The organism is Janthinobacterium sp. DSP2-3-3 (genome assembly GCF_049897325.1).
In the GTDB taxonomy this organism is placed as follows: domain Bacteria; phylum Pseudomonadota; class Gammaproteobacteria; order Burkholderiales; family Burkholderiaceae_D; genus Janthinobacterium.
Window position 1 is genome coordinate 495,704 of sequence record NZ_JAFCWA010000002.1, and the last position, 25,235, is coordinate 520,938.

Sequence of the window (25,235 nt, forward strand, 5' to 3'; positions counted from 1 at the left end):
CGTTGCACTTTCATAACATCCAAAAAAGAAGGAGCCTTCGTGTCAAGAGTCATGCCCGCATTACTACCCACATTCATCCCCGCTCTCGCCCTCGCCCTGTCGGCCATGGCGTCGTCGAACCTGGCCGCCGCGCCCGTCAAACCGCTAGCCGCCCACAGCGCCGTCGCTAACGAGGCCGATTTGCTGCCGTTCAAGGCCACGGAAAAGACCCTGGCCAACGGTCTGAAAATCATCATCGTGCCGACCGGCTTCCCCAACCTGGTCTCGCTGCAAATTCCCGTGCAGACAGGCTCGCGCAATGAAGTCGAGCCGGGCAAATCCGGTTTCGCGCACTTTTTCGAGCACATGATGTTTCGTGGCACCAAGACCTATCCGCCCGAGAAATACCAGGAAGTCATCACCCGGGCCGGCGCGCGCCAGAATGCCTATACCAGCGACGATTTGACCAATTACCACACCACGTTTGCCAAACAAGACCTGGAAACCGTGCTGAAAGTGGAGGCGGACCGCTTCCAGCACCTCGATTACGCGGAAGATGCGTTCAAGACGGAATCGCGGGCCGTGCTGGGTGAATACAACAAGAACAGCGCCAATCCCGTCTCGAAACTGTTCGAAGTGATGCGCGACAGCGCCTACACCACGCATACCTACAAGCACACGACGATGGGTTTCATCCAGGACATCGAAGACATGCCGAACCAGTACGCATACTCGAAGATCTTCTTCGACCGCTGGTACCGTCCCGAGCGCACCACCATCATCATCGCCGGCGACGTGGAGCCGCAGCAAGCCATCGCGCTGGTGGAAAAATACTGGAGTCAATGGCAGCGCGGCAAGCAGCAGGCGGCCGTGCCCATGGAACCCGCGCCGCGCGGCCCCGTCTACAAGCATGTGGCCTGGCCTACGCCGACCCTGCCGTGGGTGGCCGTGGGCTTCCACGCGCCCGCGTTTTCCGTGAAAGACAAAGACCAAGCCGCGCTGGCGACCTTGCTGTCGCTGTCGTTCGGCCGCACTTCGGCGCTGTACAAGCGTTTGGTGCAGAGCGAGCAAAAGGTCGATCAATTGTTCGAGATGACGCCGGACCGCGTCGACCCGACCCTGGCCGTGCTCGGCGCGCGCGTGAAAAACATCGATGATGCCGTCTACGTGCGCGACGCCATCCTGGCCACCGTGGCGCAGCTGCGCGACAGGCTAGTTAGCGAAAAAGACTTGGCGGACGCCAAATCGGCCGAAAAATACGGCCTGATCCGCTCGCTGGATAACACAGAGCAGATCGCCGGCACCCTGGCGTCCTTCGTGCATTTCGACCGCTCGTATGCCACCATCAACCAGTACTACCGCCTGATCGATACGCTCACGCCGGCCGACCTGCAGGCGGCCGCGCGCAAATATCTGACGGACGACGGCCTGGTGGTGACCACCCTGTCACACCAGCCGATGGCAGCCGCCATCGCCACCACGCCGAAGCTGGCCAGCCTGCTGCCGGCCGCTTCGAACGCCAAGTTCGACGTGCTGGTGCAAAAATCCGCGCTGCCGCAAATCCGCTACAAGCTGCTGTTGACGGCCGGTTCCGCGCACGACCCCAAAGGCAAGGAAGGCCTGGCCGCACTGACGGCGGCCATGGTGGCCTCGGGCGGTTCGTCCGAGCGCAAGATCGACGAGGTCAACCAGGCACTGTTCCCGCTGGCCGGCAGCTTTTCCCAGCAGACGGACAAGGAAATGACGACGTTTACGGCTTCCATCCACAGGGATAACTGGACCCAGTTCAACGCCATCGCCCTGCCCCTGCTGCTCTCGCCCGGCTTCCGCGAGGACGACTTCCGCCGCTTGAAGGATGCGCAAAAGAACGCGCTGCTGCTGGACCTGAAATAACGAAGAAGAGTTCGCCAAGGAACGCCTGCAAACCAATGTCTACGCGGGCACGTCGTACGGCCACCCGGTGCTGGGCACGGTGGCCGGCATCGACGCCATCACCCTGGATGACGTGAAACAGTTCTGGCAGAACGCGTATGCGCAAGGCGCCGTCAAGGTGGGCATTTCCGGCGATGTGTCCGACGCCATGACGGTCTCGCTGACGCAAGCGCTGGCAAGCTTGCCGGCCGGCCCCGGCTTGCCGGCCACCGTGAAACCCTTGGGCCGCAAGGCGCAGGGACTGGAAGTGGAAATCCTTGAGAAAAACACGCGCGCCACGGCGATTTCCTTCGGCCTGCCGCTCGACGTGACGCGCACGCATCCGGACTTCCCCGCCCTGTGGCTGGCGAAAACCTGGCTGGGCGAGCACCGCGCCTCGAATTCCTATCTGTACCAGCGCATCCGTGAAATCCGCGGCATGAACTATGGCGATTACGCGTACATCGAAGCCTTCCCGCGCGGCATGGTTCAGTTCTTCCCGAACCCGAACCTGGGCCGCAAGGCGCAGCTGTTCGAAATCTGGATACGCCCCGTGGCGCCGGACAACGCCCACTTCGCCCTGCGCGTGGCCCTGACGGAATTGGGCAAGCTCATCGACAACGGCTTGACGCAAGACGATTTCGCCACCACGCGCGACTATCTGATGAAAAACGTCTTCGTCATGACCTCGACGCAAGACCAGCAACTGGGCTATGCGCTCGATTCGCAATGGTATGGCACACCCGAGTTCACCAAGCTGATGCGCGACGGCTTGGCCAAGCTGACGGTAGCCGACGTCAACCGTGCCATCAAACAGCATTTGTCGGCGAAGAATCTGTCCGTGGTGATCGTTGCCAAGGATGCGACCGGCTTGAAGGATAAGCTCGTCAGCGATGCCTTTTCGCCCATCAAGTACGACGGCAACAAGCCACAGGCGCTGCTCGATGAAGACAAGGTCATCGGCGCGATGAAGTTGCACATCAAGCCGGAAGCCGTCACCGTGACGCCAGCGACGCAGGCGTTCGCCAAGTAAGCCGGCGCTGTATCAGCCCCATCCGATGCCGGTGGTCGGATGGGATTCCGCGCCACGCGCGCGCCCTGCCGCAGCAGATTCTTAACGAGTCCATCCGCATGACATCCGAAGTACTCAACTCCCCACGACCGCAGACACTCCCGCCAATCTTGCCCGCGGACAATAATATGCGGCGCCGGCGTCCCGCAAGCGTGACCGTGATCGCCTATATGCTGCTCATGAACATGGGCAACACGATCACTTACCTCCTGCTGTCTGGCCGCATGCCGAGGCCCCGTTGTCCGGCACCTTCCTGTCAGGAAGCGTGCAATGGCAACTGCTTGAAGCTGGCGGATATGCCGACTTTTTCATTGCCGCAGGCCTGCTCTGCGCGCAGCGCTGGGCGCGCCTGGCCTACGTCATTGTCGGCACGCTAAGCATGGGCTACATGATCGCCGTCGAATCACAGACACAGGGAAGCCACGCCCAGCAACTGCTGTTTGCCGTACTGGCATTCGCAGCCATCGTCTACCTGCTGTACCGCGAGGATGCCCGGCTTTACTTTGCATCAGCGAAACTGCCCCGCCCCAGCCCTGGCGGCCGGCGGCGCATCGGCGCGTACCTGTACATCATCGCTGCCATCTATGCCTACTGGTGCCTGAATGCGATTGTATTGGGCATTACCGAGATCTATCCGGCAACAAGCTGATCTCTATTGCCTTGCCGATCATTTTTATGGCGGAGTGGCTGGGCAAGACGCCGGGACGCCTGGCCAGGGCCAGCATCCTGGCCACCGCATTCGCCCTGTACCTGGTGCAGATGTTTTTCTATAAATACATGTCACCGTACGCCGTTCAAATGGGGCCGTCGCTGCGGCAACTGCGGAACTGGGCCATCGGCATGAGCGGCATCGCGATTGCGCTACATTATCTGCAATGGTCACGGGGCCAGCGAAAATGATGATCAGCGCTGACACTGCACAAGCAATGATATGACGGTTCTGGCCGCAGCGAGTATTGCTACGTCGGCGTCAATGCATGCTTGCTTGACGTCCTGTCGGGCAAGATCGAGACCGTTGTGAGCGGAAACCGTGTCAGTAACTATCTGCAGGATAAATATGACATCCGCGACGCGGCCGGCCAGGCCTACGTGCTTGAACCCGCCTTTGAGCGGACAGACAAAGCAGCGGTCATCCGGCTGTGGCAAATTCTGGCTTGTCGCTTGCCCCACGCCCTGGCACTGCTGTCGCCTGAACGTCGCAGCCGGCTGACGGGACAGCGCCGCGTAATGCAGTGGGCGCAACGCGAGCTCATGGCAAAAGGCGTGGCAACCGAAGTCATGCTGCGCCCGGGGCCGGGCGGCGCATCGTACATTGCCGAGCAGATCTGGCATTGGGATTTGCTGCTGGCCGAACTCAAGCGGCTCCCCGGCCTGGCCTGACGATATTGAAGCGGCCAGGCCATGGCCAACGTCACTCGAAGGGATTGGCCACCGACGTCACCTCGGGCGGCGGCAACTGATCGGGCAGTTCCTGCTTTTCCAACTGCGCCACCACGTCGCCCAGCAGTTTTTGCAGCTGTTTCGCCAGAGCCAGGCCCGGCTTGTCCAGGGTCAGGTCGATGTCGCCGCTGATGCTGATGCGGTCGATCCTGTTTTCGATGCTCAGATTGCCAATGTCCAGCACATCGCTTTCATTGGCATACGGGACGAATTTCTTTGCGCACATGGGATTTCCTTTTTGACGGTCTTATTTCTTGGACTTGCTCTTCACCTTGGGCAAACTCAGCATGCGCAGTTTTTGCTGGCGCGTCAGCGACGGTAACAGATCGATGCCGATCCTGTCTTCCAGTTGCGCAATGCTCAGCACTTCATACGTCTTGGTATCGACGTTTTCAATGAAGTAGGCGGCGCCGGCGCGCTGGCGCGGGCTGTACACGGCCTTGTACAGGTGGCTGGGCACGATCACCCGACCCACTTTGCGCAAGTTGCCGCCTATGAAAGCCGGCCCCGTGATCACGTACAGGTCGCCCTCTTTCTTGGCCATCTTGCGCACGGCGCCTTCGATACCGGCCCACACATAGCGGTTGTTGCGCGCATCCTGCGGCACCATGTTGGCCAGGGTAAAGCTGTCGCGCTGGCTCTGGCGGTCCGGCATGTCGCCGTTGGGCGCCATATGGCCACGGTCGAAGCCGCTGCGCGCATAATCGGCCAGCTCGGCGCGCTGGGCGGTGGGCAGCTTGCGTTCGGCATGGAAGGAGTTTTCGCGCGACAAGTCCTGCGCCGCTTCCAGGTTGTTCGCCGTCAAATGTTCCGCCGACCACAGTGGCGTACGCGTAATACCCGAATGCATCACGCCAAAAACGTTGTAGCACAGCTCTTTGGTCGCCACGTCCAGCTTGGGGTTGGTGATTTCTGGCTTGCGGCCATCGACGTAATGGGCAGGACAGGCATCGGCATGCGCCAGGTTGGCGGCCAAGACGGAAGCCAGCAGGCCGCACGCCAGGGTCAGCCTGGCGATCGATCGTTGAATCATATTTCCCTCTGAAATCTTTGCAGGCCAGCATTCTAGCGGACGCCGGCCCTCACCACAAACCTGCACAAACCTGGCGTGCGCGCCAGTGCGCGATGGCGAACTGGCGTGCAGGCGGGCGTGCAGGCGGCCCTGCGCAGAGCTGGCGCAAATAAAGGCCAACAGGCTGCGCACAGCCATTCATATCTGCTAAGATTGCCTTGATTTGTTCGCATCGACCATTCAAGATTTGGAGAGCATATGATCAAAAAAACCCTGCTGCTGATCGTTGTCGTCGTCGCCGCCATCCTCGGCTATGCCACCACCAAGCCCGACACCTTCAGTGTCCAGCGCGAAATCACCATCAAGGCGCCGCCCGAAAAAATCGCCGCCCTGATCACCGACTTCCATTACTGGGCCGCCTGGTCGCCGTGGGAAAAGCTCGATCCGGCCATGCGCCGCACCTTTGCGGGCCCGGACCATGGCCTGGGCGCGCAGTATGCGTGGCAAGGCAATGACAAGGTGGGCGCCGGCCGCATGGAAATCACGGAAGCGGCTCAGCCCGAGCGCACCGTCATCAAGCTGGACTTCCTCAAACCGTTCGAAAGCCATAACACCACCACCTTCAGCATGACTCCCGAAGGCGACAGCACCAAGGTGAACTGGACCATGACCGGTCCCAGCCCTTACGTCAGCAAGGTCATGACGGTCTTCGTCAGCATGGACAGGATGATCGGCAAGGATTTTGAAAAAGGCTTGAACAACCTGAAGGCGGCGGCGGAGCGCTAAGCCCGCTCACCGCCACCACATACAGGGTCAGCGCGGCCCTGTTTCAGTGAGTGCCCCGTCAAAACTGCTCGATCCAGGCGGCCAAGTGGTCCGGCGTGAGCGCCGGTTCAGCCTGCACCACCTTGCCCTGCAAGCCCATTTCTGTCTTACTCAGCTGCAAGGACCAGCCGCGCCGCGCCAGCCACAGCAGGCTGGCCAGCCAGAACGAATGGATGGCGGAAACAGGCGTGGTGGTCGGCGTTTCCAGGAATTCCGTCAGCAGGCGGCCATCGAGGAACAGCGCCGTGCCGCCCTGGTTTTGCAGTGCCGCGCCAAACACGGGCAACAGCATGTCGATGGCTTGCTCCACGCCACGCCCCGGATGTTCGCGCTCGAGCGTGTCGAGTTGCTGGCGCACGGCGGCCGCAAAGGCCGTGCCGCGGAAGGCTTCCGAACTGACCAGGTCGGCATAATCCATCAACAGCCAGTCCGGCTCGGGCGGCGTGACGCCGGCCGTCAAGGCCGCCGACAAATACGCTTCCACGGGCAACTGCTGTTCCGGACCGGCCAGGCTGGCGCACAAGGCGTACAGGGTGCCGATGCGGTTGGCGACGGCTTGCCGCTGGCGCACCATCAGCTTTTCGCGCAGCAACTGGGCGTGTTCATTGCGCAGCCGCGCCAGTTCCAGTGCCTGTTTCAATTCCATGCGCAGCGCCGCGATATCCCACGGCTTCTGGATGTAGCGATGAATCTGCCCCTGGTTGACGGCTTCCACCGTGTGCTCCAGTTCGGAATACGCCGTGGTCAGGATGCGCACGATGTGTGGATAGCGGTCCCAGGCGTAAGACAGCAACTCATTGCCGTAGGCGCCGGGCATGCGCTGGTCCGACACCAGCACGGCGATGCGGTCGGACTGCTCGTCGAGGATGCGCTTGCCCTCCTCGACCGAGGTAGCCGTCAGTACGTCGGCCAGCGGCGCGATGGCGCGCTGGAAATATTTGAGGGCGTTGGCCTCGTCATCGACATAGAGTATCGTCGGCAAGCCTTGGGCCGGCTCACGCTGAGCCGGCAAACGCAGATTGGCGTCAATCATGCTCGTTCCTTATATGTACTGGAAAATTCAGGGTTACCGTGGTGGAACTGCCAAACTCGGTGGCGATATCGAGGTTGCCGCCAAACGATTGCATCATGCGGTGGCAAAACACCATGCCCCAGCCATTGCCTTCGTTGCCGCTGGCACTGACGGGGTCGATCAACAACTGTTCGACTATCTCGGGGGCGATGCCGGCGCCGTTGTCGCGCACCGTGATGCGGCCGGCATCGATGCGGATGCCGATCGCCGGATGGGCTTGCTCGCCGGCCGAGCGCAAGGCATTCGCCAGCACGGACGACAAAATCAGCGCGACACAGTTGGGCGACTCGGCAATGGCGAAATCTTCGCCCTGTTCGAGCGTGATGGCGGCGCGCTGTGCCGTGCTCAAGGGGTAGCTGTCGAGCAAGGCGGCCAGCAATTGGCGCGCGCTGCCGGCGCTGCGTCCGCGCTGCATGCCCGGCCCGGCACTGGCCAGACGCACCGTGTCGACAAAGCTGGCCAGCACGGACAAACAATAACGCGCATTGTCGTGCATCAAGGTGGCCGCTTCGCCGATCTCGGCCTGTGCTGCGGCGTCCGCCTGCGCGCGCCGCGCGATGCCGCGCGCAAAATTGGCGATGGCCGCCAGCGGCGTGTTCAATTCATGCGCGAGGAAGGCCAGCGATTCTTCCATCGCCACCAGGCCCTGGCGGCGCGCGGCGCGCTCGCGTCCCGTTTGCACGGCCAGCTGCAGCGCCGTTTGCATGGCGGGCAAGTCGAGCGGCTTTTCCAGCAGACGGAACAGCGAACCGCCGTTGATCAGTTCCAGCAGCACGTCCTTGTCCGCATACGCGGTGACCAGCATGCAGACGATGTGCGGATAGCGCTGCGCCACTTCCTGCAGCAGCTCGCTGCCCAGGCGGTCCGGCATGCGGTAATCGGTAACGAGCACGTCGACCTGGGCGCCATTGTCTGCCAGCACAGCGAGCGCCGCATCGACGCTCTGCGCCGTCAGCACCCGGTAGCGCTGGCCGAGGGCGCGCTCGAAATACTTGCAGGCCAGCGCTTCGTCATCCACGTACAGCACGCTGGCGCGGCTATCGTTATCCATGTTAACGGCCCTCCCAGTCGGAGCGCTGCAAGTCGAAATTCATGCTGGCCCACACGCCCAGCTCGCTTTCCGCGCTCAGGGTGCCGCCGTGGCGCTCGATCACGCCATAGCTGATACTCAGGCCCAAGCCCAGCCCCTGCCCCACTTCACGCGTGGTGAAGAACGGCTCGAACACGCGCGCCAGGTTTTCCGGGGCGATGCCGGGGCCATTGTCGCGCACACTGATGCGCAGGCGGTTTTCATCCCAGCGGGCCGTGATGCGGATCTCGAACGGCGGCGCATTAGCCTTGCGCATGGACAGCACGGCATTGCCCAGCAAGTTGATCAGCACGCCCACGATGGCCGCCTCGTCGCCGCGCACCAGGGTGTCGACCGGCAAGTCGTGGCTGATGCTGACATTCTTCGTTTCATGCCCCACCAGGCGGATGGCCGCATCGAGCGCGCTGCGGAACTGGAAATGCCCCGTTTCCAGCTGGTTGCCGCTCTTGCGGTAGGCAAAGGTCTTCAAGTCGGACACGATGTGCTGTACCCGCAGCATGCCCTGCTTGGCGTCGGCCAGGCATTCACTCACCAGCGCACTTTGCTGGGCGGCCGGGTCTTCGATGGCCACCTCGATGGCCATCATGCAAAAATTCACGGGATTGTTCACTTCATGCAGCATGCCGGCGGCCAGGGTGCCGATGGCGGCCATTTTCTCTTGCTGCAGCATCTGCCCCTTGATATCGGCCAGGCTCTTGTTGGTTTCTTCCAGCTGCGTGTTCTTTTGCGCCACTTCCGCCTTCAGCTGGAACAGCATGAAGCGGGCGCGCTCGTTGAAATAGGTAAATACGGCGCTGATGCTGGCCGACATGATGAGGAACAGGCAGTTGACGACGAACGTGCCCGACAAGTCGAAGCCGCCCGCATGCCAGGCGCAGGCAGCCACGTACAGCAGGCAGGAGATGGCGCCGAAGACCATGTTTTGCCACAAGCCGAAGGCCAGCACGATGCCCGACGAGTAGATGGCCAGGGTCATGCCCACATAATAGATCGAGGTGGCGCCTTCCGTGACGGCGATCATCCAGGCGATCATGATTTGCGGCAGGATCAGCCACACAAAGGTCAGGCCCTGGATGCGATCTTGCGCCCAGCGCGTGCGCATGGCCAGCACGACGCAAAAGATCAGCGCCGACACAAGGATACGCACACTGGTAAACGCCGACTGCTTGTCCGGATACAGGGCCGAATCGAGACCCATGCCCAGCAGGATCAGCACGATGCCCGTGTAGGCACCGCCGCGGCTGAATTCCAGGCGGAAGTCGCGCAAAACGGCCGAGTAGCCGGCGTGCAAGCCTGGAGTATCCATCAAGGAATGCTCACTTCCGCAAACACATTCACGCCCGTGGCGTCGACATAGATCAAGGGATCCATTGCGTGCTCGGGCAGCAAGGCCGACAAGCCCTCTTCATTGCGATAGATCAAATGCCACTCCAGCAAATGCTCCATGCCGAACTTGCCCGGATTGTTGGCGTGCACATTGGTGACGAGCAAACGTCCGCCCGGCCCCACGCGCGAGGCAAAGTGCATCAACAGGCGCGCGCAGACCTTGTCGGACAGGTAATCGAACAGGCCGGCGCAATACACGGCGTCAAAACTGCCGGGCAAGCCCGCGGTGCCAGAGCCGTGGCGGCGCTTGAGCAGGTTGTGCACGGAGTCGTGCACATAATCGATTTCCACCACGCGTCCCGTGCGCTGCATGATGGTGGTCAGGCGTGCGCGCGTCCAGTCCAGCGTCTCGGCGCTGAAGTCGACCAGCTCGAAGGCCAGCCATTGCGCGTCAAGGCAGGTCTCGAGAAAACGCTGCACCTCGATGGCCGGGCCGCAGCCCACATTGAGCACCTTGAAGACGCGCCCGGCAACCCGCGCCGCGGCCGCCTTTTGCGCCAGGAATTCCGTCAGGATATCGATACGGTTGCGGTGCGCCGTGGCCACGGCCGCCTGCAAAAAAGCCGCATTGACGATTTGAAAGTAGGTGCTCGGCCCCTGGCGCGGATCGTCCAGCAACTGGTTGACCATCTGGTAATCGCCCGCATAGCCGAGCGGCTTGGTAAACGTGCGGAAGACGAACGGCGCGCGCAGGATCAGCGGGTGCAGCGCCGCCTGGGCAAATGCGCGGTGGGCCGGCGCCCGCTCTTCCTCGACAAGAGACGCTTCCACCTCGAGCTGGCGCAAGTACAGCTGGGTTTGCTCCATCAGCGGCAAGGCCAGCTCGTCGAAAATATCGGCGCGCAGGCGGCCGTTTTCCTTGGGCAGCGAATCGGACAAGTCGACCTGCTCGACCCAGCGCGCCACTTCCGACAAAAAAGCGCGCATTTCGTTGACGACAATCTGATAGTCGCGGCGGATGCGGAAGCGCTCGCCCCAGCCGGCCACAAAGGCGCTGGACTCTTTCGCCACGGCGCCCTTGACCACTACCACGTCGCTCAGCTCGCGCCACTCGTCGATCAGGGTCACGGAAACGATGGCGGTCAGGCCCGTGTTGACGCTGCTGATGACGACGGCCTTGCCCACATAGGCGTTCTTCGTTCCCATGCGCACCGTCAAGTCATTGAGCACCTCGCTGACCTGCACAATCGAGTAGGGATTGTAGATTTCCATGACCAGCGAATTGCGCTGCAAGTTGAAAATCGTGCCGCGCACCGCCTCACCTTGGGTGTTACGGAAACTGACGACTGGATCGATCTGCGATTGTGAATACACGATTGAGCATTATCAAGTTGCCCGGTTTCCGGCGCACCACACTGGGCACGCCAGTTTCCAGGCTGGGTTAAGGCACGGCATACCAGTCATCTGCCGCCGGCCCGCCATCGATATGGCGGTATTGCGGCGTCGCGCGACGCCGTGCCGGAGCGCCTCAAAGCGCATCTGTTCGCTCTCTGGACGAGTGTACTATGGATGTAGCAGAACGGGCAATTGTTCCCTCTGGAACGACTGTCTGTGGCGCTGGCGCGCAACGCCGCCGTTCATCCAGCCACGAACAGGGCCAACGCGTGACGCAACAGCTGCGGCGTTTGCCCCGTCCAGCGCTTGAACGAGCGGCGAAAGTTGGTGGCATCATGAAAGCCGAGGTAGGCGGCCACGGCATCGTTGTCGTAGCCATGCGCCTGGAACAGGTAGATGGCCTTGTGCGCGCGCACCTGGTCCAGCTCGGCCTGGAAATGCGTGCCATGGCGCGCCAGGTGGCGCTTGAACGTGGCGGGACTGACGCCAAACTCCTGCGCCGTGCGTTCCAGGGTCGGGGCGCAGCGGATATTCGCCAGCAAATAGTCGTACAGCGCACCGAGCAGGCTGGCGGCGGGCACGGGCGCCAGGGCCGCCGCCCGCAAGGCCAGCGCGGCCGCCGTGGCATTGCCGCGCGGCCAGGGCTTGTCGAGCCAGCTGGAATCGATGAGCATGGCGTCGACCTGGCAATCGAAACGCAGCGCCTGGCCCAGGTGCACTTCATGCTGCTCGACATGACGGGGCCGCGCGCGGTTGAAGCAGAAGCGCCACGGCAGCGCTTCGCCGGCCAGCCAGCGACACATGGCGGCCAGCGCCGTCATGTGCATTTCCACCAGAAAAGGCAGCTGGCTCGGCGCGCCGAACGCGTCCGTCCAGTACAGCACGTACATGTCGCCCGCCTCGCGCAAACGCGGTTGCAACAGCGGACACAGCAAGGTATGAAAATCGCACAGGATGGTCAAGGCCTGGCGCAAATTCTGCGCCTGCAGCAAGGCATGGCTGGCGGCGCCGTAATGGCCGGGCAACATTTGCTGGCCCAGCATGAAGCTGGTGTCGGCGCTGTCCAGGCCGCGCGCCACATTGGCCAGCAATTGCAGGTATTGCGCGGCGCTGACCTGGCTTTCCGCGGATGGCAGCGCGCCGCCATCGAGGCCCGTGCCCTTAAGCAGCGGCGCCACAGCCAGCTCGCGGCTGCGCGCGTAGTCGAGCACCAGCGCCGGCTGGTGATGGGCCGCGATGCTGGGGTCGCCTTGCTGGTTCAATGGCATCAGGCAGGCGCGGCGGTGCCGGCCCTGGGACCGGCACTCCGGCCCGGTGTCTCCACGGCCCGGCTCAGCTCGGCCAGCACCACTTCCGGCACGCCATCGGTGAGCGAGCAGGCATGCCGCAGGCTCAGGCGGATTTCGCGGTTGTCGTTGGCGTGGTGGCGCATCTGCCCCACCATGGTGCACAGATGGCGCGCCTTCACGGCCGCATTCTCGCGCGACACGCCCGGCATCAGCACGGCGAAGCGGTCGCCCGCATAGCGGCACAGCAAATCGTCATTGCGCAAGTTCAACAGCAGCATGTGGCCCACGGCTTGCAGCACGCGGTCGCCTTCGCGGTGGCCGTATTCGCGGTTAATCAGGTGAAAGCTGTCGATGTCGAGCAAGACCAGCGCACAGTCGAGGCCGGGCCGGCGTTCCTGTTCCAGACGCATCTGCGTGCGCAGATAGCTGGCGTCGGCCAGCTGCGTGATGCGGTCGAAGGCGCGGTGGTCGCGGAACAGGCGTTCGCGCTTTTGCAGGTGCTCGTTCAGCCGAAACTGTTCCTGGCGCCAGTAATACATGCCGATCGTCAATACCAGCATGCCAAATGGAATCAAGGCTTCCAGCCAGTTATCCCACACAGCACTTTTATCGATGGCAAAGAATTCATCGAGGCAATCTGCCCAGGAACCCAGCATGATGGCGCACAGACCGCCGGCGATCAGACTCGTCACCCGTCCGCGCGGACGGCTGCTAAGGGTAAACAAGAACCAGATGCCCGCCATGACGGCCGTGCCGCCTTCGCAGACGATATCCATCCACTTCCAGATGGCGAACGGTTTAACGTGCCCCAGTGTGGCGTACAGGAAAAAGAACAGGGGCAAAGCCAGCGCGGCGGCAATCAGGCTGTTACGGTGCAACGGCAGCATGTGGGAAACCTTTAAAAGTGGTGCTGTCGCCACGATAGCGCCCGCCCATGACGCCACGATGACATGCCCCACGCCCTTGCGGCAGGTGCAAACGGCTCAGCATTACTAATGACCATCCTGCAAATACGGCATGCCGTGCCCGATGCGCCCTGCGATGACAGGTCATTTCAGCTCACCACGCTTCATTTCTGGCCGGAAAGCGTTCGCATGCCGTTGTTTTCAAGGTGGCAAGCCCTTGCCTGTCACGCAACCGTCATATTTGCTGCCTAGAATCCGCCCGGTTCCCTCCTCCCTAACCGAGCTCTTCATGAAAACCATGCACACTTCCTTCCCCTCCCCGCTGCGCCCGACAGCGCTGGCCCTGGCCATCATGGCCGTCTTCAGCGGTCAAAGCCATGCGCAAGCGCAAGATGCGGACGGCCAGCCGGCCGCCACCGTCATCGTCAGCGGCCAGCGCGCCAGCCTGCGCAACGCCATCGCCGCGCAAGAGAAAGCCGACAACATCATCAGCGTCATCAGCAGCGACGATATCGGCGGCTTGCCGGACAAGAACGCGGCCGAGGCGCTGGCCCGCTTGCCGGGCGTGTCCGTGCAGCGCGACCAGGGCGAAGGCCGCTACATCACGGTGCGCGGCCTGGGCCCGGACCTGAACGCCGTCACCATCAACGGCGCGCTGGTGCCGTCACCGGAAGCGGGCCGCCGCGCTGTAGCGCTGGACATCCTGCCTGCGGGCCTGATCCGCACGCTGGAAGTGTCGAAGACTTTACTTCCGGAAATGGACGCCAACTCGCTGGGCGCCACCATCGAAGTCAAATCGCTGTCCGCCTTCGACTTGCCGGGCAAGCTGCTGTCGGCTAACGTGGGCGCCAGCCATGATGAAAAGACGGGCAAGACCAGCCCCAGCGGCGGCGCCCTGTGGGCCCAGCGCTTCCTCGACGGCAAGCTGGGCGTGGCTGCCGGCCTGAGCGCGGAAAAGCGCTCGTTCGGCTCCGATGACGTGGAAACGGGCGGCGCCTGGAGCAAAGGCAAATTATCGGGCCTGGAATTGCGCGACTACCTGCCCGTGCGCAAGCGCGGCGCCCTGGCCGTCAACCTCGATTACCGCCCGGAAGCTGGCAACAGCTGGTTTTTGCGTTCGTTCGTCAGCGAATTTTCCGACAATGAAGTACGCGACCGCCTGACCATCAGCAATATCGCGGGCGGCAGCCTGGCCGAAGGAGCAACGGCCAGCGCGCGTGCCGAGCGCCGCATACGCCAGCGCAAGTACACGCAGCAAATACGCTCGCTCGTGCTGGGCACGCAGCAGAAATCGGGTGACTGGACCCTGGACGTGAAAGGCGGCATGAGCCGCGCCACGGAGGACACGCCGGAATCGCTGAACGATGGCCGTTTCCGTGGCACCAGCAATTTCGCCGGCATCAGTTTCACGGACACGCAGGAGCCGAAATTGAGCGGCCCCGCCTCACTGTACGACCCGGCCAATTACGCGCTCAACGCCATCACCCTGCAAAAGCGTTACTCGAAGGATAATGAACACCACGCGCGCATCGACCTGGCGCGCAAGTTCGACATCGCCACCCTGAAATTCGGCGCAAAAGTCAGCCGCCGCGAAAAAACCAATGACACGGATCAATGGGCGTACAACAGCAGCAAGGCGTCGAGCGGCAATTACTGGGGCGCCGGTTCCACGTCGATGAGCAACTTCGTGCAAGGTCACACCCTCGACTACGACCTGGGCAACATCGGCGTGGCGCTGGACCCGGCCCTGGTCCGCGCCCGCGTGGCGGGCCTGGACCGCGCCAAGGCGCGCCTGGCCACCGAGTCCATCATCAACGACTACCGCATGCATGAAGACATCAACGCCATGTATGTGCAGAACAGCTATGACTTCGGCGCCTGGCACATCCTCGGCGGTGTGCGCGCCGAACGCACGAGCTTTGAAGCGGCCGGCTCGCAGGTGGACAGCGCAGGGTTGGCCACGCCCTTGACGCGCGAACGCTCGTACACCAACTGGCTGCCGAACTTGCAAACCCGTTATGACCTGGATCAAAAAACCAGCGTGCGGGCCGCCTGGACGCAAGCCGTGGTGCGCGCCAACTTCAGCCAGCTGGCACCAGGCATCAGCCTGGCCAGCAATACGGAAGCCGTGATCGGCAACCCGGACTTGAAACCGCTGAAGGCGAACAACCTCGACCTGGGCATCGAGCGCGTGCTGGGCAATGACGGCGTGATGTCCGCGTATGGATTCTACAAGGACATCAAGAATTTTACGTACACGACCAACCTGGCTGGCACGGGTCAATGGACTGGCTACACGACGGCCACCTCGTATGCGAACGGCGACGCGGCCAAAGTAAAAGGCATCGAACTGGCTTACATGCAGCCGCTGCGCATGCTGCCGGCGCCGTTCAACAAGTTCCTCGTCGGCGTGAATGGCACCCTGAGCACCTCGAGCGCGCACATCGGCCGCTTCGACAAGGCGACGAACAAGCAGCTCAAGCGCGACATCCGCCTGCCGGGCCAGTCAAACCAGGTGATGAACTTGATGCTGGGCTATGAAACAGGGCCTGTGAGCGCCCGCCTGGCCCTCAACTACAAGTCGCCCTACCTGCTGGAAATGGGCGGCGACATCCTCGACCAAAGCCAGGACCATATCGTCGCCAGCCAGAAGCAGCTCGATTTCTCGCTGTCGTACCAGATCAGCAAGCACTTCCAGCTGATGTTCGAGGCGGCCAACCTGAACAACGAAAAATACTATGTGTATCAAGGCACGAAGCAGTTCAACGTGCAAAACGAACAATATGGCCGCACTTTTAAAGTGAGCCTGAAAGCCAGCGCCTTCTGATGATGATGTCAACTAACATGAAAAAAACCGTCCTTTGCAACGCTTTGCTGGCCGCCTTTGCTTTCAGCAGCCCGGCGCTGGCGGTCCCCGCCAACGCTTTACCATCCTTCACGCAAGAGGCCGAAGAACTGACGCGCCTGCCCGGCGGCGGTTGGCTGACCCTGGACAAGCACGGCTTGCGCCTGTTCAATGCAAGCGGCCAGGAACAGGACCGCATCGCCGTGCGCGCCAAGCAGCTCGACACGCGCATCGATGGTACTCGCGTGCTGGCCGTGTTCCTGGAAGCGGATACGCAGCGTCCGCTGCCCGTGACGGTCGATGTGCAGGCGGGGAAACTACGCACACTGGCGCCCTTCCCTGTCCCCACTTTCTCCGTGGAAGCGTCCTGCCTGTACCGCGACGCCCAGCAGCTCGATCATTTGTTCTTGATCGGCAAAGATGGGCAAGCGGAACAATGGGTGATGCAGGGCGAACAGCGCCAGCTGGTACGTAAACTGGCTTTGCCGCCGCACGCGAAACATTGCCGCGTCGATGATGGTGCCCAGCGCCTGCTGGTGAGCGAGTCGAACATGGGTGTGTGGGCCTATGACGCCGACTCCGAAGGCATGGGCAAGCGCGAAGTGGTCGCCCTGCGCAAGCCGTACGGGCAACTGGACGGCGGCGCCAGCGCGCTGGCGGTGCTGCCGGGCGGCGTGGCCGTGCTCGACGGCAAAGCGGACAAGCTGCATCTGTTCGCCCATCAGGGCGGACAGTGGGCGGCCCTGCCGCCGCAAGCCGTGGCCTTGAACGTGCGCAAGGGCGATAGCCAGCTGGCGCTCGACGGAAATTCGTTGATGTTGCGCGGCAAGAACGGTTGGCAAGCGCGGCCCTTGAAATTGAGTGGCAAGGCGGAAACATCGCCTGCGGTAGCCATCATCGCCCCGCAGGCACAGACGGCGCCGATGGCGCGCCAGGGTGACGCGGCAGATGATCCGGCCATCTGGCTGTCCAGCAACCCTGCCGAGGCGCGCATCCTCGGCACCAACAAGAAGCAAGGACTGCTCGTCTACGATCTGCAAGGCAAGCAGACGCAGCTGCTGGAAGTGGGCCGCCTGAACAATGTCGACGTGCGGCAGAACATCCAGTTGGGCGGCAGCAAGGTCGACCTGGCCGTGGCCACCCGGCGCGACGACAACAGCATGATGTTGTTCACCATCAATGCCAGCGGCGAAGTGGCGGAAGCGGGCCATTTTCCGACCGGGCTGAAAAGCATCTACGGCATGTGCTTGTACCAGCCAGCCAGCGGCGGCGTGGAAGCGTTCATCAACGACAAGGACGGCACCTTCCAGCAGTACAGCATCGGTTTGAGCGCAAACATGTTCAGCGCCACCCTCTTGCGCAGCTTCAAGGTCGCCACACAACCGGAAGGCTGCGTGACCGACGACGCCAACGCCCGCTTGTTCCTTGGCGAGGAAACGCGCGGCATCTGGACCACCTCGGCCGACGCCTCCAAACCGGATGCCCTCGCCGTGGTCTTGCCCGTGGGAGCGAACCTGACGGCCGACGTGGAAGGCATGGCCATCTACCGCAAGCCGGGCGGCGTACCCGACACCGGCTACCTGATCGTTTCCAGCCAGGGTGACAGCAGCTACGTGGTGCTCGACGCGCAAGCGCCGTACAAGGTGCGCGGCCGCTTCAAGGTGGGCTTCAACTTACCCGCCGGCATAGACGGCAGCTCGGAAACGGATGGCCTCGACGTCACCTCCGCCAACCTGGGCGGCGCGTATGCGCAAGGCATGCTGGTGATCCAGGACGGCTACAAACGCCTGCCCGATGGGCCACAGAACTTCAAGTATGTGGCGTGGGGGGATGTGGCGAAGGTGTTAGGGCTGGAGTAATCAGGCAGGAGCGGAGCCGGCTCCGTGGGGGAATGCGCGTCAACTGGGTGCATTCCAATCACGAGGAGGCCTGCCCCGGCACTAGCTGCGCGGCATATCAATATGAAATGGCAGGCGCTTGCCGCACAAGTCCACTACGCCAGACACGAGCAGGCGCCGTGCGGACAATTCGATAATATTGACGGCAGACACGTCGCCATATTCCATCATATAGATACCCGATTCCTCCGCCTCGGGATGCATATCCAGCATCCCGATCGCAAACGCTCCTCCCTGCCCTTCCGGTATGCGCAAGCCGTGCAGGAAAAACGCCGGCGGATACAGCGCCCACGACCATTCCGCATCCTCCGGCTCGGTCAAGCGCATAAACACATCATCGTCGCCATGGATATCGATATTGAGCTCCAGCATGCCGCTGCCATGAGCCTCCAGACTAATGCTTGATTTCGCTACATCCACTTCAAAATTGGTGTCGCCGATACTAAAAACAGTCATTCAATAATACTCCCGAGTTACTGGTAAATATGTGGTGCGACAGGCAGCAAGGAATACAGGGCAGCCACGTCGATCAATATACCTGAAGGATCGAGTCGGCAATTACGACTACCGCGCTGATGCTCTATTTTCACCATGTTCGTGCCACCATCGTAAACGCCCGCAGCAATGGCGTCGAACTTCACCACTTTTAATAATGCTGGTGAATGCAAGAAAAGGCCGCTTACTGCGCAAAACAGGCAAAACCTGTAACGTCCGCTTCCGCCCCGAAGCAGACATAGATCTGACGCATTCGACATATGCCACCGGAGCCGATTAAACGTCGTGATAAACAACGCCGTATGTGTCGAACATCGCTCCAGCTAGCTCGACCATGCTTAAGCCGCTGCGCTCCCAAAACGTCAGAAAGTATTCCAACTTGTCGTAAGGTGCTTCAGCGTCCATGTCGTGCAGCGCACAAATCGTGGTTCTGATACGCAACACCTCAGGGTCATCCGACATATCGCGTCCTCGGATGGTCTCCCAAAGCCTCACCCGGACAGCTAAGGCCTCGCTATCAGTTGCCGCGCCCTCAAGATATCGTTTAGCAGCCAAAACAGAAGATTGCGCGGTAACGGGTAGACATTCGATCACCCGAGCCAGGGCGTTAACCATAAAGCGTTGAGCATCACCGTGCTCTACCGGATCATCCAGATCAACGGTGAATGAAATAACATCAAAAGGATCACGGTGAGGCATGCTGACTTTCTGAGTAAAGCTTGATTGGTCAATTGCCGACTGTCCGCTCCTGGCCGGAATCGACCATACGCAACTATGCCTTTCTTTTGGCCTTTTCGTGTTGCAAAATCGACCTGCACTCGTCTTCGGTTGGCACGTTTTTCTCAGTCAGTATGGTATGCCAGCCACCGCAGTCAGGATCCGAGCAACCGCACACAGTTGTGCGCACCGGGTGCTGGGTTAATCCATCGCGCTTCTGAATAGCATTAGTTCGTTCCTGACTCTTGATAAGGTGGACTAGCGCGCCTCGACTCAAAAATTTTCCTGCCATGACTCTCCTCTAGGTGCCTTGTACCGCACAAGGCGTTAACGTTTTCAATGTCTGCTGTTGGCCGCTAGCCGACTATAACGAGCATTAATTACTTAGCCCATAGTAGAGACGCTACCACCAACCTGTTCTGGTTTCGGTCCTTGCCAGACAAGGTGCTTTGGGCACAGCGGGGTCCGAGCACAACCCCACTAACATCGCATATCGCTGATTTTCTGTCACTATCAAAGCCCGCGCGCACAGCAGCAGCGCAGCACTTAACAGAAATATTGCTACCCGTTCGCGTGTCATTCTTTCCTCGTTTTCTTGCCAGGATATTAGGGCACCTCAACGTCGGCTTCTGGCCGAACCCAGCCGTTAGAAGAGGGATAGCATCTTATCAACACGAAAATGGAGAGTCGTCCACGAGCGGAGGAAATCGAATCAAAGTAGACGCCTGAATGGGAAAGAAGATTACCGCTCGTTACGTCACCCCAAAAAGGCTCATCAGCGAAACACCGAAGAAGCTTTTGTGTATCCAGAGTGAAAGAGCGATGGCGCTCACGAGAATTGCGATTGACGCGGCAATCATTGATTTTTTTATCATCGGTTCTTAGGCTCTTGGTTGGCAGAAAGTCATCTTAATGCGCTTCGAAAGACTGCTCTTTGCCGTTAGCAAACAATTCTGTAACTGTAGCGTATTTTACAACATAACATCAAGAAAATGACATGCAACTGGCCGGGATACGCCAACCATGGAAGAAACTACTTAATTCAATCAACGTCACTTACCGATCTGGCAGCGACCACACAGCCCCTGCCGTATTAAAATACCGTCCCATGACCTCCCCCGCCTCGACCTCCCCTCTCCCCGACAGTATCCTGTTCCCTTCCCTGGCCGTTCTGGGAGGGCAGATTTCCGTCAATCTGGGGGCGGCGATTGCGAAAAATCTGTTTCCTGTCATCGGGGTCGAGGGGATTACGGCATACCGGGTGGGGTTTTCGGCGCTGATCCTGCTGGCCATCTTCCGGCCCTGGCGTTTCCGGCTGACGCGCAAGGATGTGCTGAATTTGCTGGTCTACGGTTCCGTGCTGGGGCTGATGAACTTGCTGATTTACCGGGCGTTTGCGCTGATACCGATCGGCATTGCCGTGGCCATCGAGGTGACGGGGCCGCTGGCAGTGGCCATGCTGTCGTCGCGGCGGCCGCGTGATTTGCTCGCCGTTGCGTGCGCCGTGTTTGGTCTATATTTATTGCTGCCGCTACAAGGCAGCCCGGGCAGCCTGGACCCGGTCGGCGTGGCGTATGCGCTTGGGGCGGCGCTGTGCTGGGCGCTATACATCATCTTTGGCAAGCGCGCCTCGACCTTGCAAGGCGGGCAAGCCGTGGCCTGGGGCATGACGGTGGCAGCGATGCTGACGGTGCCCATCGGCATCACTTACTCGGGCACGGCCCTGCTGGCGCCATCGCTTGCGCTGATGGGCCTGGCCATCGCCATGCTGTCCAGCGCCCTGCCGTATTCGCTGGAAATCTTTGCCCTGCGCCGTTTGCCGCAAGGCGTGTTTGGCATGTTCAGCAGCGCGGCGCCCGCCGTCAGCGCGCTGGCCGCCATGGCCGTGCTGGGAGAACTGCTGAGCCTAACCCAGTGGCTGGCCATCGGCTGCATCGTGATCGCCTCGGCCATGGCGGCACTCGGCGCTCAGGGCGGCAAGCGCTAGCGGTAGTCAGTCCATTCTGTACCGCTGCCTGCGCCGCATCCTGGCATTACCGCGCGGCTGGCGTGCAGGTGTTGATGCCCGCCTGTAAAATACTTTATCGCTTGCCTTATCGCTTGCCTTATCGTACATATCGTACATTCAGCCCATTCCTGCCTTACCGATGATATCCACACTTCTTTTCCGCTTGTTCTCCCCTCTTGCCGCTGCAGCCTTGCTGCTGGCGCCAGACGCTGTCGCGCAGGCCGTCGCCGCTACCGCCACCCTCAAGGGCAACGCCGAAGCGGGCAAGGCCGCGTTTCGCAAGTGCGCCTCCTGCCACCAGGTAGGGCCATCGGCGCGCGGCGGCTTCGGCCCCAAGCTGACGGGCGTGATTGGCCGCAAGGCCGGTGCCACCACCGACTATAAGTATTCGGCGGCCATGAAAAACGCGAATATAGTCTGGACCGAGCAAAACCTGGCCGGCTTCCTCAAAGCACCGAGCGATTTCATTCCTGGAAACAACATGCGATTCTGGGGCATCGGCAATGCGCAGCAAGTGGCCGATTTGCTGGCCTACCTGCGCACGCAGTAAGTAAGCAGTCAGTAAGCAGTCAGTAAGCAGGGCACGCACTGGCCTGCCCGCACACACGCGGACAGGCAGACAGGCAGGCACGGCCCATCAAGCCATGACAGCAACTCAAGCCTCCTGCGCTTGCAGCACCGCCCGGGTACGCCCTTCCCGCTTGAAATCCCGTTCCAGCTGCTTGAATTTGCGTTCGCGCCGGAGATAGGCATCGATGGACATAACTTCCCCTAGGGTTTGGCCGGCAGCTTGTGCACGCACAGGTAAATGGAATACAGCGCCGCCAGCCCCACCAGCACGTACACGCCGCGCGAAGCCGTCGTCATGGCACCTAGAATGCGGGCCACTATGTCAATGTCGAACAAGCCCACCAGCGCCCAGTTCAATCCGCCCACGATCAGCAGGATCATGGAGATCCAGTCGACCACGTTCAGGCGCTTTGCCGTCATTTCCTCGTTTGCAGCACCGTCCGATCCTGCCTGGATATTCGCCATATCAGCCTCCTGTAAGAAGAAAGGACCCGCCGCCGGGTCCGTGCAAGGAACAGTGTAGGCGCCGCACCGGTACACGCCAGTCGGACGATGCCGGGGTTTGAGGTAGGACGAGTCTGTAATACGGCGGGTGATTTTATCTGGCAACAAGCCAGCCGCCGGCGACAGGCAAGGCGACTATGCGTTTCGGCCCTGGCTGCCGGCTGTTGCTAAACAAGCAGTGACCAATTCCAATATGGAAATATTTATAGATTACTTAGTATTGCACTGCTACACTCATTTCACCCCGGCAACGTCAGGGGCAACAGCGCCACGCCGTGCCGCCCGCATGGGTAGCGGCCACCATGGGACAACAGCTGAGGGGACATGACTATTTCAAACATACGCATCGGTGCACGCCTGACCACGGGTTTTTTGCTGGCATCGCTGTTGCTGGCGGTGGTCGTCAGCATCAGCACATGGCAGCTTGCTACTGTGAGCGGGGAAATCGATAGCAGCGTGAACCAGCGCTATGCGCGCATCGAGCAATTGCACGCCACACGCAACAGCACGCAAGAGCAGTCCGCCTTGCGCGACATCGACCAGCAGATCGCCACGCAATCAACGCAGATGCGCGCGGCGGCCGAAGCGGCCATTACCCGCGCGCGCAATACCAGCGTACTGATCATCGCGCTGGGCCTGATCGGCGGCGTGCTGAGCCTGGCCACGGCTTGGTTCATCAGCAGCGGCATCGTGCGGCCCCTGCGACACGCCGTCAAGGTGGCGCGCAAGGTGGCCGCCGGCGACCTGAGCGGTAATATCCGCGTCGAATCCGGCGATGAGGTAGGCCAGTTGCTGCAGGCACTGAAAGACATGAATGCCAGCTTGATCCATATCGTGGGCGAGGTGCGCGGCGGCACGCAAGACATCGCCGACGCCTCGGGCGAAATCGCCGCCGGCAACCTGGACTTGTCGCAGCGCACGCAGGCGCAAGCCAGTTCGCTGGAGCAGACGGCCGCCTCAATGGAAGAGCTGACCGGCACCGTCAAGCAAAATGCGGACAATGCGCGGCAAGCCAACCAGTTGGCGCTATCGGCCGCCGATGTGGCCGGCAAAGGAGGCAAGGTGGTGGCGCAAGTAGTCGATACCATGAGCGCGATCAATGCGTCGTCGAAAAAGATCGTTGACATCATCGGCGTGATCGACGCCATCGCCTTCCAGACGAATATCCTGGCCCTGAATGCGGCCGTGGAGGCGGCGCGCGCGGGCGAACAGGGCCGCGGCTTTGCCGTCGTGGCCGCCGAAGTGCGCACCCTGGCCCAGCGTTCTGCCGGCGCGGCGCGGGAAATCAAGCAATTGATCGGCGACTCCGTCGAACGGGTCGACGCGGGCGCGCGCCTGGTCGATACGGCGGGCGCCACCATGCGCGAAATCGTTGCCAGCGTTCACCGCGTGACGGACATCATGGGCGAGATCAGCATGGCCAGCGGCGAGCAATTGTCCGGCATCGAGCAGGTCAATGCCGCCATCGTGCAGATGGAACATGTGACGCAACAAAACGCCGCGCTGGTGGAACAGGCGTCGACGGCGGCAGCGAGCATGCAGCAACGCGCCCAGCAGCTATCGGGCACGGTGGGCATCTTCACCTTGGGCAATGAGGTGGCGCCCCTGCACGTGGCACCGCCCACCAGCCTTGTGGCGACGCAAGACACGACGCAAAACACGGCCGCACCCGCCTTGGCACCCTCGCGCACCCTTGTCGTTAGAGCGCGCCTGAAAGCCTGAGTTCCCGCTGATAGCTCATCGCGTATAGCTGATTGATAAGGGGTTGCTATAGCTGCTTGTACATGATGGTGGTGGCGTCCAGCCGGTCGCCGGCCGGCGCCAATGCATAGGCGGGGATGCTGCCCGCCACCACATAACCGAGCGACAAATACAGCGCTTGCGCATGGTCGCTGCTGCGCGTATCCAAGGTCAGCAGGCTGCGCGGCAAGAGGCGCGCCTGTTCTTCCAGCGCCAGCATCAGCTGGCGGGCGATGCCGCGCCGGCGGAAAGCGGGCGCGACCAGCAGTTTGCGCACTTCGGCCCGGTGCGCCTGGTTGGGATTGGTATCCCAGTCCAGCTGCACGGCGCCGGCCACCGTCCCGTCCACCTCGGCCATCAGCAGCAGGCGCACGCCGCGCGTCACGGCGGGCAGCACATTGTCCGTCCAGAACGCCTGGCTGGCCGCAGCATCGAAGGGCAAGATAAAGCCGATGCTGGCGCCGTCGTGCACGCAGTCTTGCAGCAAGGCGCCCAGTTCCGGCAAGCGTGCACGCATATCGGCGGAGGTAAAACTGCGCAGCGATGGGGACATATCAACCTCAAACAATGAACAAAAAATAGTGGGCGCCGCTGTCCGGCGGCGTCGTAAACGCACTGGCGCCGTGCAGCTGGTAGCGCAGGCAATCGCCTGCCTGCAAGGCGTGTGAGCGGCCATCGACGGTCACATTCAGCTTGCCGTCCTGCAGCAACAGATGGTGTTCCATGCCGGGCCGCGGCGAGGCGGCGTAGGTGATGGTCACACCAGCGCCGAGTTCGCATTCGAGCGCTTCGCCGGCCAGCGCGCGCGACGGCGGCGAAACGCAGCGGCGTCGGAATCCAGTCTCCGGGTCCGTCCACACGCTTTGCTGGGCCCGCCGCAGCAGGGGCGCGAAGTCGTCTTCCACCATGCGCAGCAGGCGCGACATGGCAAGGCCATACGCGGCGCACAGCTTGCCCAGCACGACCGTGGTCGGGCTGACGTCGCCATTTTCCAGGCGCGACAAGGTGGCGCGGCTAACCTGGCTGGCACTGGCCAGCTGGTCCAGCGACCAGCCCCGCTCCACGCGCAACTGCTTTAAACGCGCCGCCAGCCGCTGCTCCGTATCGTGATCACTCAGCATCAAATTTTCCATATATGGAAA

At 61.5% G+C, this 25,235-nt stretch carries 24 protein-coding genes; 11 read left to right on the forward strand and 13 right to left on the reverse strand.

Translation table 11 applies throughout. From position 1 onward, the window contains the following. The first annotated feature begins 51 nt into the window (after window positions 1–51). The 5 genes from ACP7DE_RS06285 to ACP7DE_RS06305 all read left to right on the forward strand — a co-directional run bounded on the left by ACP7DE_RS06285 (window position 52) and on the right by ACP7DE_RS06305 (window position 4,342). Window positions 52–1,872 (forward strand): insulinase family protein, encoded by a 1,821-nt coding sequence (locus ACP7DE_RS06285; RefSeq protein WP_426071273.1) that lies wholly within the window; start codon window positions 52–54, stop codon window positions 1,870–1,872. A 67-nt stretch (window positions 1,873–1,939) separates the two neighbouring features. Further along, on the forward strand, window positions 1,940–2,923 hold the full coding sequence (locus tag ACP7DE_RS06290) for a M16 family metallopeptidase (protein WP_426071274.1): 984 nt from the start codon (window positions 1,940–1,942) through the stop codon (window positions 2,921–2,923). A gap of 277 nt (window positions 2,924–3,200) precedes the next feature. Beyond that, a complete protein-coding gene (locus ACP7DE_RS06295; RefSeq protein ID WP_426071275.1) occupies window positions 3,201–3,611 on the forward strand; it encodes a hypothetical protein in 411 nt (136 codons plus the stop codon). A gap of 11 nt (window positions 3,612–3,622) precedes the next feature. Next, window positions 3,623–3,862 carry a hypothetical protein gene (locus ACP7DE_RS06300; protein ID WP_426071276.1) on the forward strand — a complete coding sequence of 80 codons (240 nt, stop codon included), beginning with the start codon at window positions 3,623–3,625 and terminating at the stop codon, window positions 3,860–3,862. An 81-nt stretch (window positions 3,863–3,943) separates the two neighbouring features. Next, window positions 3,944–4,342 (forward strand): hypothetical protein, encoded by a 399-nt coding sequence (locus tag ACP7DE_RS06305; protein WP_426071277.1) that lies wholly within the window; start codon window positions 3,944–3,946, stop codon window positions 4,340–4,342. A gap of 31 nt (window positions 4,343–4,373) precedes the next feature. Here the strand turns inward: ACP7DE_RS06305 and ACP7DE_RS06310 are convergent, their stop codons facing one another. Both ACP7DE_RS06310 and ACP7DE_RS06315 read right to left on the reverse strand, forming a co-directional pair. Beyond that, on the reverse strand, window positions 4,374–4,628 hold the full coding sequence (locus tag ACP7DE_RS06310; protein WP_426071278.1) for a hypothetical protein: 255 nt from the start codon (window positions 4,626–4,628) through the stop codon (window positions 4,374–4,376). Window positions 4,629–4,649: 21 nt separating this feature from the next. Continuing rightward, window positions 4,650–5,435 (reverse strand): DNA/RNA non-specific endonuclease, encoded by a 786-nt coding sequence (locus ACP7DE_RS06315; RefSeq protein ID WP_426071279.1) that lies wholly within the window; start codon window positions 5,433–5,435, stop codon window positions 4,650–4,652. 237 nt (window positions 5,436–5,672) lie between these two features. Between ACP7DE_RS06315 and ACP7DE_RS06320 the strand changes: the two genes are divergently transcribed. Further along, complete coding sequence (locus tag ACP7DE_RS06320) at window positions 5,673–6,200, forward strand: SRPBCC family protein (RefSeq protein WP_426071280.1); 528 nt, start codon at window positions 5,673–5,675, stop codon at window positions 6,198–6,200. Window positions 6,201–6,258: 58 nt separating this feature from the next. Here ACP7DE_RS06320 and ACP7DE_RS06325 read toward each other — a convergent pair whose 3' ends face one another. The 6 genes from ACP7DE_RS06325 to ACP7DE_RS06350 form a co-directional block, all read right to left on the reverse strand. Further along, complete coding sequence (locus ACP7DE_RS06325; RefSeq protein ID WP_426071281.1) at window positions 6,259–7,272, reverse strand: response regulator; 1,014 nt, start codon at window positions 7,270–7,272, stop codon at window positions 6,259–6,261. Beyond that, window positions 7,265–8,362 (reverse strand): hybrid sensor histidine kinase/response regulator, encoded by a 1,098-nt coding sequence (locus ACP7DE_RS06330; protein ID WP_426071282.1) that lies wholly within the window; start codon window positions 8,360–8,362, stop codon window positions 7,265–7,267. Before ACP7DE_RS06330 ends, ACP7DE_RS06325 begins: the two co-directional genes overlap by 8 nt. A gap of 1 nt (window position 8,363) precedes the next feature. After that, window positions 8,364–9,707: a sensor histidine kinase gene (locus tag ACP7DE_RS06335; RefSeq protein WP_426071283.1), complete on the reverse strand. Its 1,344-nt coding sequence runs from the start codon at window positions 9,705–9,707 to the stop codon at window positions 8,364–8,366. Then, complete coding sequence (locus ACP7DE_RS06340; protein ID WP_426071284.1) at window positions 9,707–11,101, reverse strand: class I SAM-dependent methyltransferase; 1,395 nt, start codon at window positions 11,099–11,101, stop codon at window positions 9,707–9,709. The genes ACP7DE_RS06335 and ACP7DE_RS06340 overlap by 1 nt, the downstream gene beginning before the upstream one ends. A 263-nt stretch (window positions 11,102–11,364) precedes the next feature. Next, window positions 11,365–12,390, reverse strand: coding sequence for an AraC family transcriptional regulator (locus ACP7DE_RS06345; protein WP_426071285.1), 1,026 nt, complete (start codon window positions 12,388–12,390; stop codon window positions 11,365–11,367). Continuing rightward, a complete protein-coding gene (locus ACP7DE_RS06350; RefSeq protein ID WP_426071286.1) occupies window positions 12,390–13,298 on the reverse strand; it encodes a GGDEF domain-containing protein in 909 nt (302 codons plus the stop codon). The genes ACP7DE_RS06345 and ACP7DE_RS06350 overlap by 1 nt, the downstream gene beginning before the upstream one ends. A gap of 316 nt (window positions 13,299–13,614) precedes the next feature. Between ACP7DE_RS06350 and ACP7DE_RS06355 the strand changes: the two genes are divergently transcribed. Continuing rightward, window positions 13,615–16,143: a TonB-dependent receptor gene (locus tag ACP7DE_RS06355; RefSeq protein ID WP_426071287.1), complete on the forward strand. Its 2,529-nt coding sequence runs from the start codon at window positions 13,615–13,617 to the stop codon at window positions 16,141–16,143. A gap of 17 nt (window positions 16,144–16,160) precedes the next feature. Beyond that, entirely contained in the window at window positions 16,161–18,020 is a 1,860-nt protein-coding gene (locus ACP7DE_RS06360; protein WP_426071288.1) for a phytase, read from the forward strand. An 81-nt stretch (window positions 18,021–18,101) separates the two neighbouring features. Here ACP7DE_RS06360 and ACP7DE_RS06365 read toward each other — a convergent pair whose 3' ends face one another. Both ACP7DE_RS06365 and ACP7DE_RS06370 read right to left on the reverse strand, forming a co-directional pair. Next, complete coding sequence (locus ACP7DE_RS06365; protein WP_426071289.1) at window positions 18,102–18,515, reverse strand: hypothetical protein; 414 nt, start codon at window positions 18,513–18,515, stop codon at window positions 18,102–18,104. 315 nt (window positions 18,516–18,830) lie between these two features. Next, a complete protein-coding gene (locus ACP7DE_RS06370) occupies window positions 18,831–19,253 on the reverse strand; it encodes a hypothetical protein (RefSeq protein ID WP_426071290.1) in 423 nt (140 codons plus the stop codon). 1,126 nt (window positions 19,254–20,379) lie between these two features. Here ACP7DE_RS06370 and ACP7DE_RS06375 point away from each other — a divergent pair. Further along, window positions 20,380–21,258, forward strand: a complete 879-nt coding sequence (locus ACP7DE_RS06375; RefSeq protein ID WP_426071291.1) for an EamA family transporter — start codon at window positions 20,380–20,382, stop codon at window positions 21,256–21,258. Window positions 21,259–21,418: 160 nt separating this feature from the next. Beyond that, window positions 21,419–21,829 (forward strand): c-type cytochrome, encoded by a 411-nt coding sequence (locus ACP7DE_RS06380; RefSeq protein ID WP_426071292.1) that lies wholly within the window; start codon window positions 21,419–21,421, stop codon window positions 21,827–21,829. A gap of 221 nt (window positions 21,830–22,050) precedes the next feature. Here ACP7DE_RS06380 and ACP7DE_RS06385 read toward each other — a convergent pair whose 3' ends face one another. Beyond that, window positions 22,051–22,314, reverse strand: coding sequence for a DUF378 domain-containing protein (locus ACP7DE_RS06385; protein WP_426071293.1), 264 nt, complete (start codon window positions 22,312–22,314; stop codon window positions 22,051–22,053). 363 nt (window positions 22,315–22,677) lie between these two features. Between ACP7DE_RS06385 and ACP7DE_RS06390 the strand changes: the two genes are divergently transcribed. Then, window positions 22,678–24,075 (forward strand): methyl-accepting chemotaxis protein, encoded by a 1,398-nt coding sequence (locus ACP7DE_RS06390; protein ID WP_426071294.1) that lies wholly within the window; start codon window positions 22,678–22,680, stop codon window positions 24,073–24,075. A 46-nt stretch (window positions 24,076–24,121) separates the two neighbouring features. Here the strand turns inward: ACP7DE_RS06390 and ACP7DE_RS06395 are convergent, their stop codons facing one another. Further along, window positions 24,122–24,646 (reverse strand): GNAT family N-acetyltransferase, encoded by a 525-nt coding sequence (locus tag ACP7DE_RS06395; RefSeq protein ID WP_426071295.1) that lies wholly within the window; start codon window positions 24,644–24,646, stop codon window positions 24,122–24,124. A gap of 7 nt (window positions 24,647–24,653) precedes the next feature. Continuing rightward, the gene (locus tag ACP7DE_RS06400; RefSeq protein ID WP_426071296.1) at window positions 24,654–25,214 is read right to left on the reverse strand and encodes a helix-turn-helix domain-containing protein; all 561 of its coding nucleotides are present in this window, start codon (window positions 25,212–25,214) and stop codon (window positions 24,654–24,656) included. Window positions 25,215–25,235: the final 21 nt, after the last annotated feature.

Coding starts and splice junctions, on each gene's coding strand:
- ACP7DE_RS06350 (WP_426071286.1), bottom strand. CDS start 13,298: ATGCTGCCGTTGCACCGTAACAGCCTGATTGCCGCCGCGCTGGCTTTG.
- ACP7DE_RS06360 (WP_426071288.1), top strand. CDS start 16,161: ATGAAAAAAACCGTCCTTTGCAACGCTTTGCTGGCCGCCTTTGCTTTC.
- ACP7DE_RS06375 (WP_426071291.1), top strand. CDS start 20,380: ATGACCTCCCCCGCCTCGACCTCCCCTCTCCCCGACAGTATCCTGTTC.
- ACP7DE_RS06385 (WP_426071293.1), bottom strand. CDS start 22,314: ATGGCGAATATCCAGGCAGGATCGGACGGTGCTGCAAACGAGGAAATG.
- ACP7DE_RS06345 (WP_426071285.1), bottom strand. CDS start 12,390: ATGCCATTGAACCAGCAAGGCGACCCCAGCATCGCGGCCCATCACCAG.
- ACP7DE_RS06395 (WP_426071295.1), bottom strand. CDS start 24,646: ATGTCCCCATCGCTGCGCAGTTTTACCTCCGCCGATATGCGTGCACGC.
- ACP7DE_RS06380 (WP_426071292.1), top strand. CDS start 21,419: ATGATATCCACACTTCTTTTCCGCTTGTTCTCCCCTCTTGCCGCTGCA.
- ACP7DE_RS06320 (WP_426071280.1), top strand. CDS start 5,673: ATGATCAAAAAAACCCTGCTGCTGATCGTTGTCGTCGTCGCCGCCATC.
- ACP7DE_RS06370 (WP_426071290.1), bottom strand. CDS start 19,253: ATGCCTCACCGTGATCCTTTTGATGTTATTTCATTCACCGTTGATCTG.
- ACP7DE_RS06325 (WP_426071281.1), bottom strand. CDS start 7,272: ATGATTGACGCCAATCTGCGTTTGCCGGCTCAGCGTGAGCCGGCCCAA.
- ACP7DE_RS06355 (WP_426071287.1), top strand. CDS start 13,615: ATGCACACTTCCTTCCCCTCCCCGCTGCGCCCGACAGCGCTGGCCCTG.
- ACP7DE_RS06330 (WP_426071282.1), bottom strand. CDS start 8,362: ATGGATAACGATAGCCGCGCCAGCGTGCTGTACGTGGATGACGAAGCG.
- ACP7DE_RS06400 (WP_426071296.1), bottom strand. CDS start 25,214: ATGCTGAGTGATCACGATACGGAGCAGCGGCTGGCGGCGCGTTTAAAG.
- ACP7DE_RS06310 (WP_426071278.1), bottom strand. CDS start 4,628: ATGTGCGCAAAGAAATTCGTCCCGTATGCCAATGAAAGCGATGTGCTG.
- ACP7DE_RS06390 (WP_426071294.1), top strand. CDS start 22,678: ATGACTATTTCAAACATACGCATCGGTGCACGCCTGACCACGGGTTTT.
- ACP7DE_RS06315 (WP_426071279.1), bottom strand. CDS start 5,435: ATGATTCAACGATCGATCGCCAGGCTGACCCTGGCGTGCGGCCTGCTG.
- ACP7DE_RS06335 (WP_426071283.1), bottom strand. CDS start 9,707: ATGGATACTCCAGGCTTGCACGCCGGCTACTCGGCCGTTTTGCGCGAC.
- ACP7DE_RS06365 (WP_426071289.1), bottom strand. CDS start 18,515: ATGACTGTTTTTAGTATCGGCGACACCAATTTTGAAGTGGATGTAGCG.
- ACP7DE_RS06285 (WP_426071273.1), top strand. CDS start 52: ATGCCCGCATTACTACCCACATTCATCCCCGCTCTCGCCCTCGCCCTG.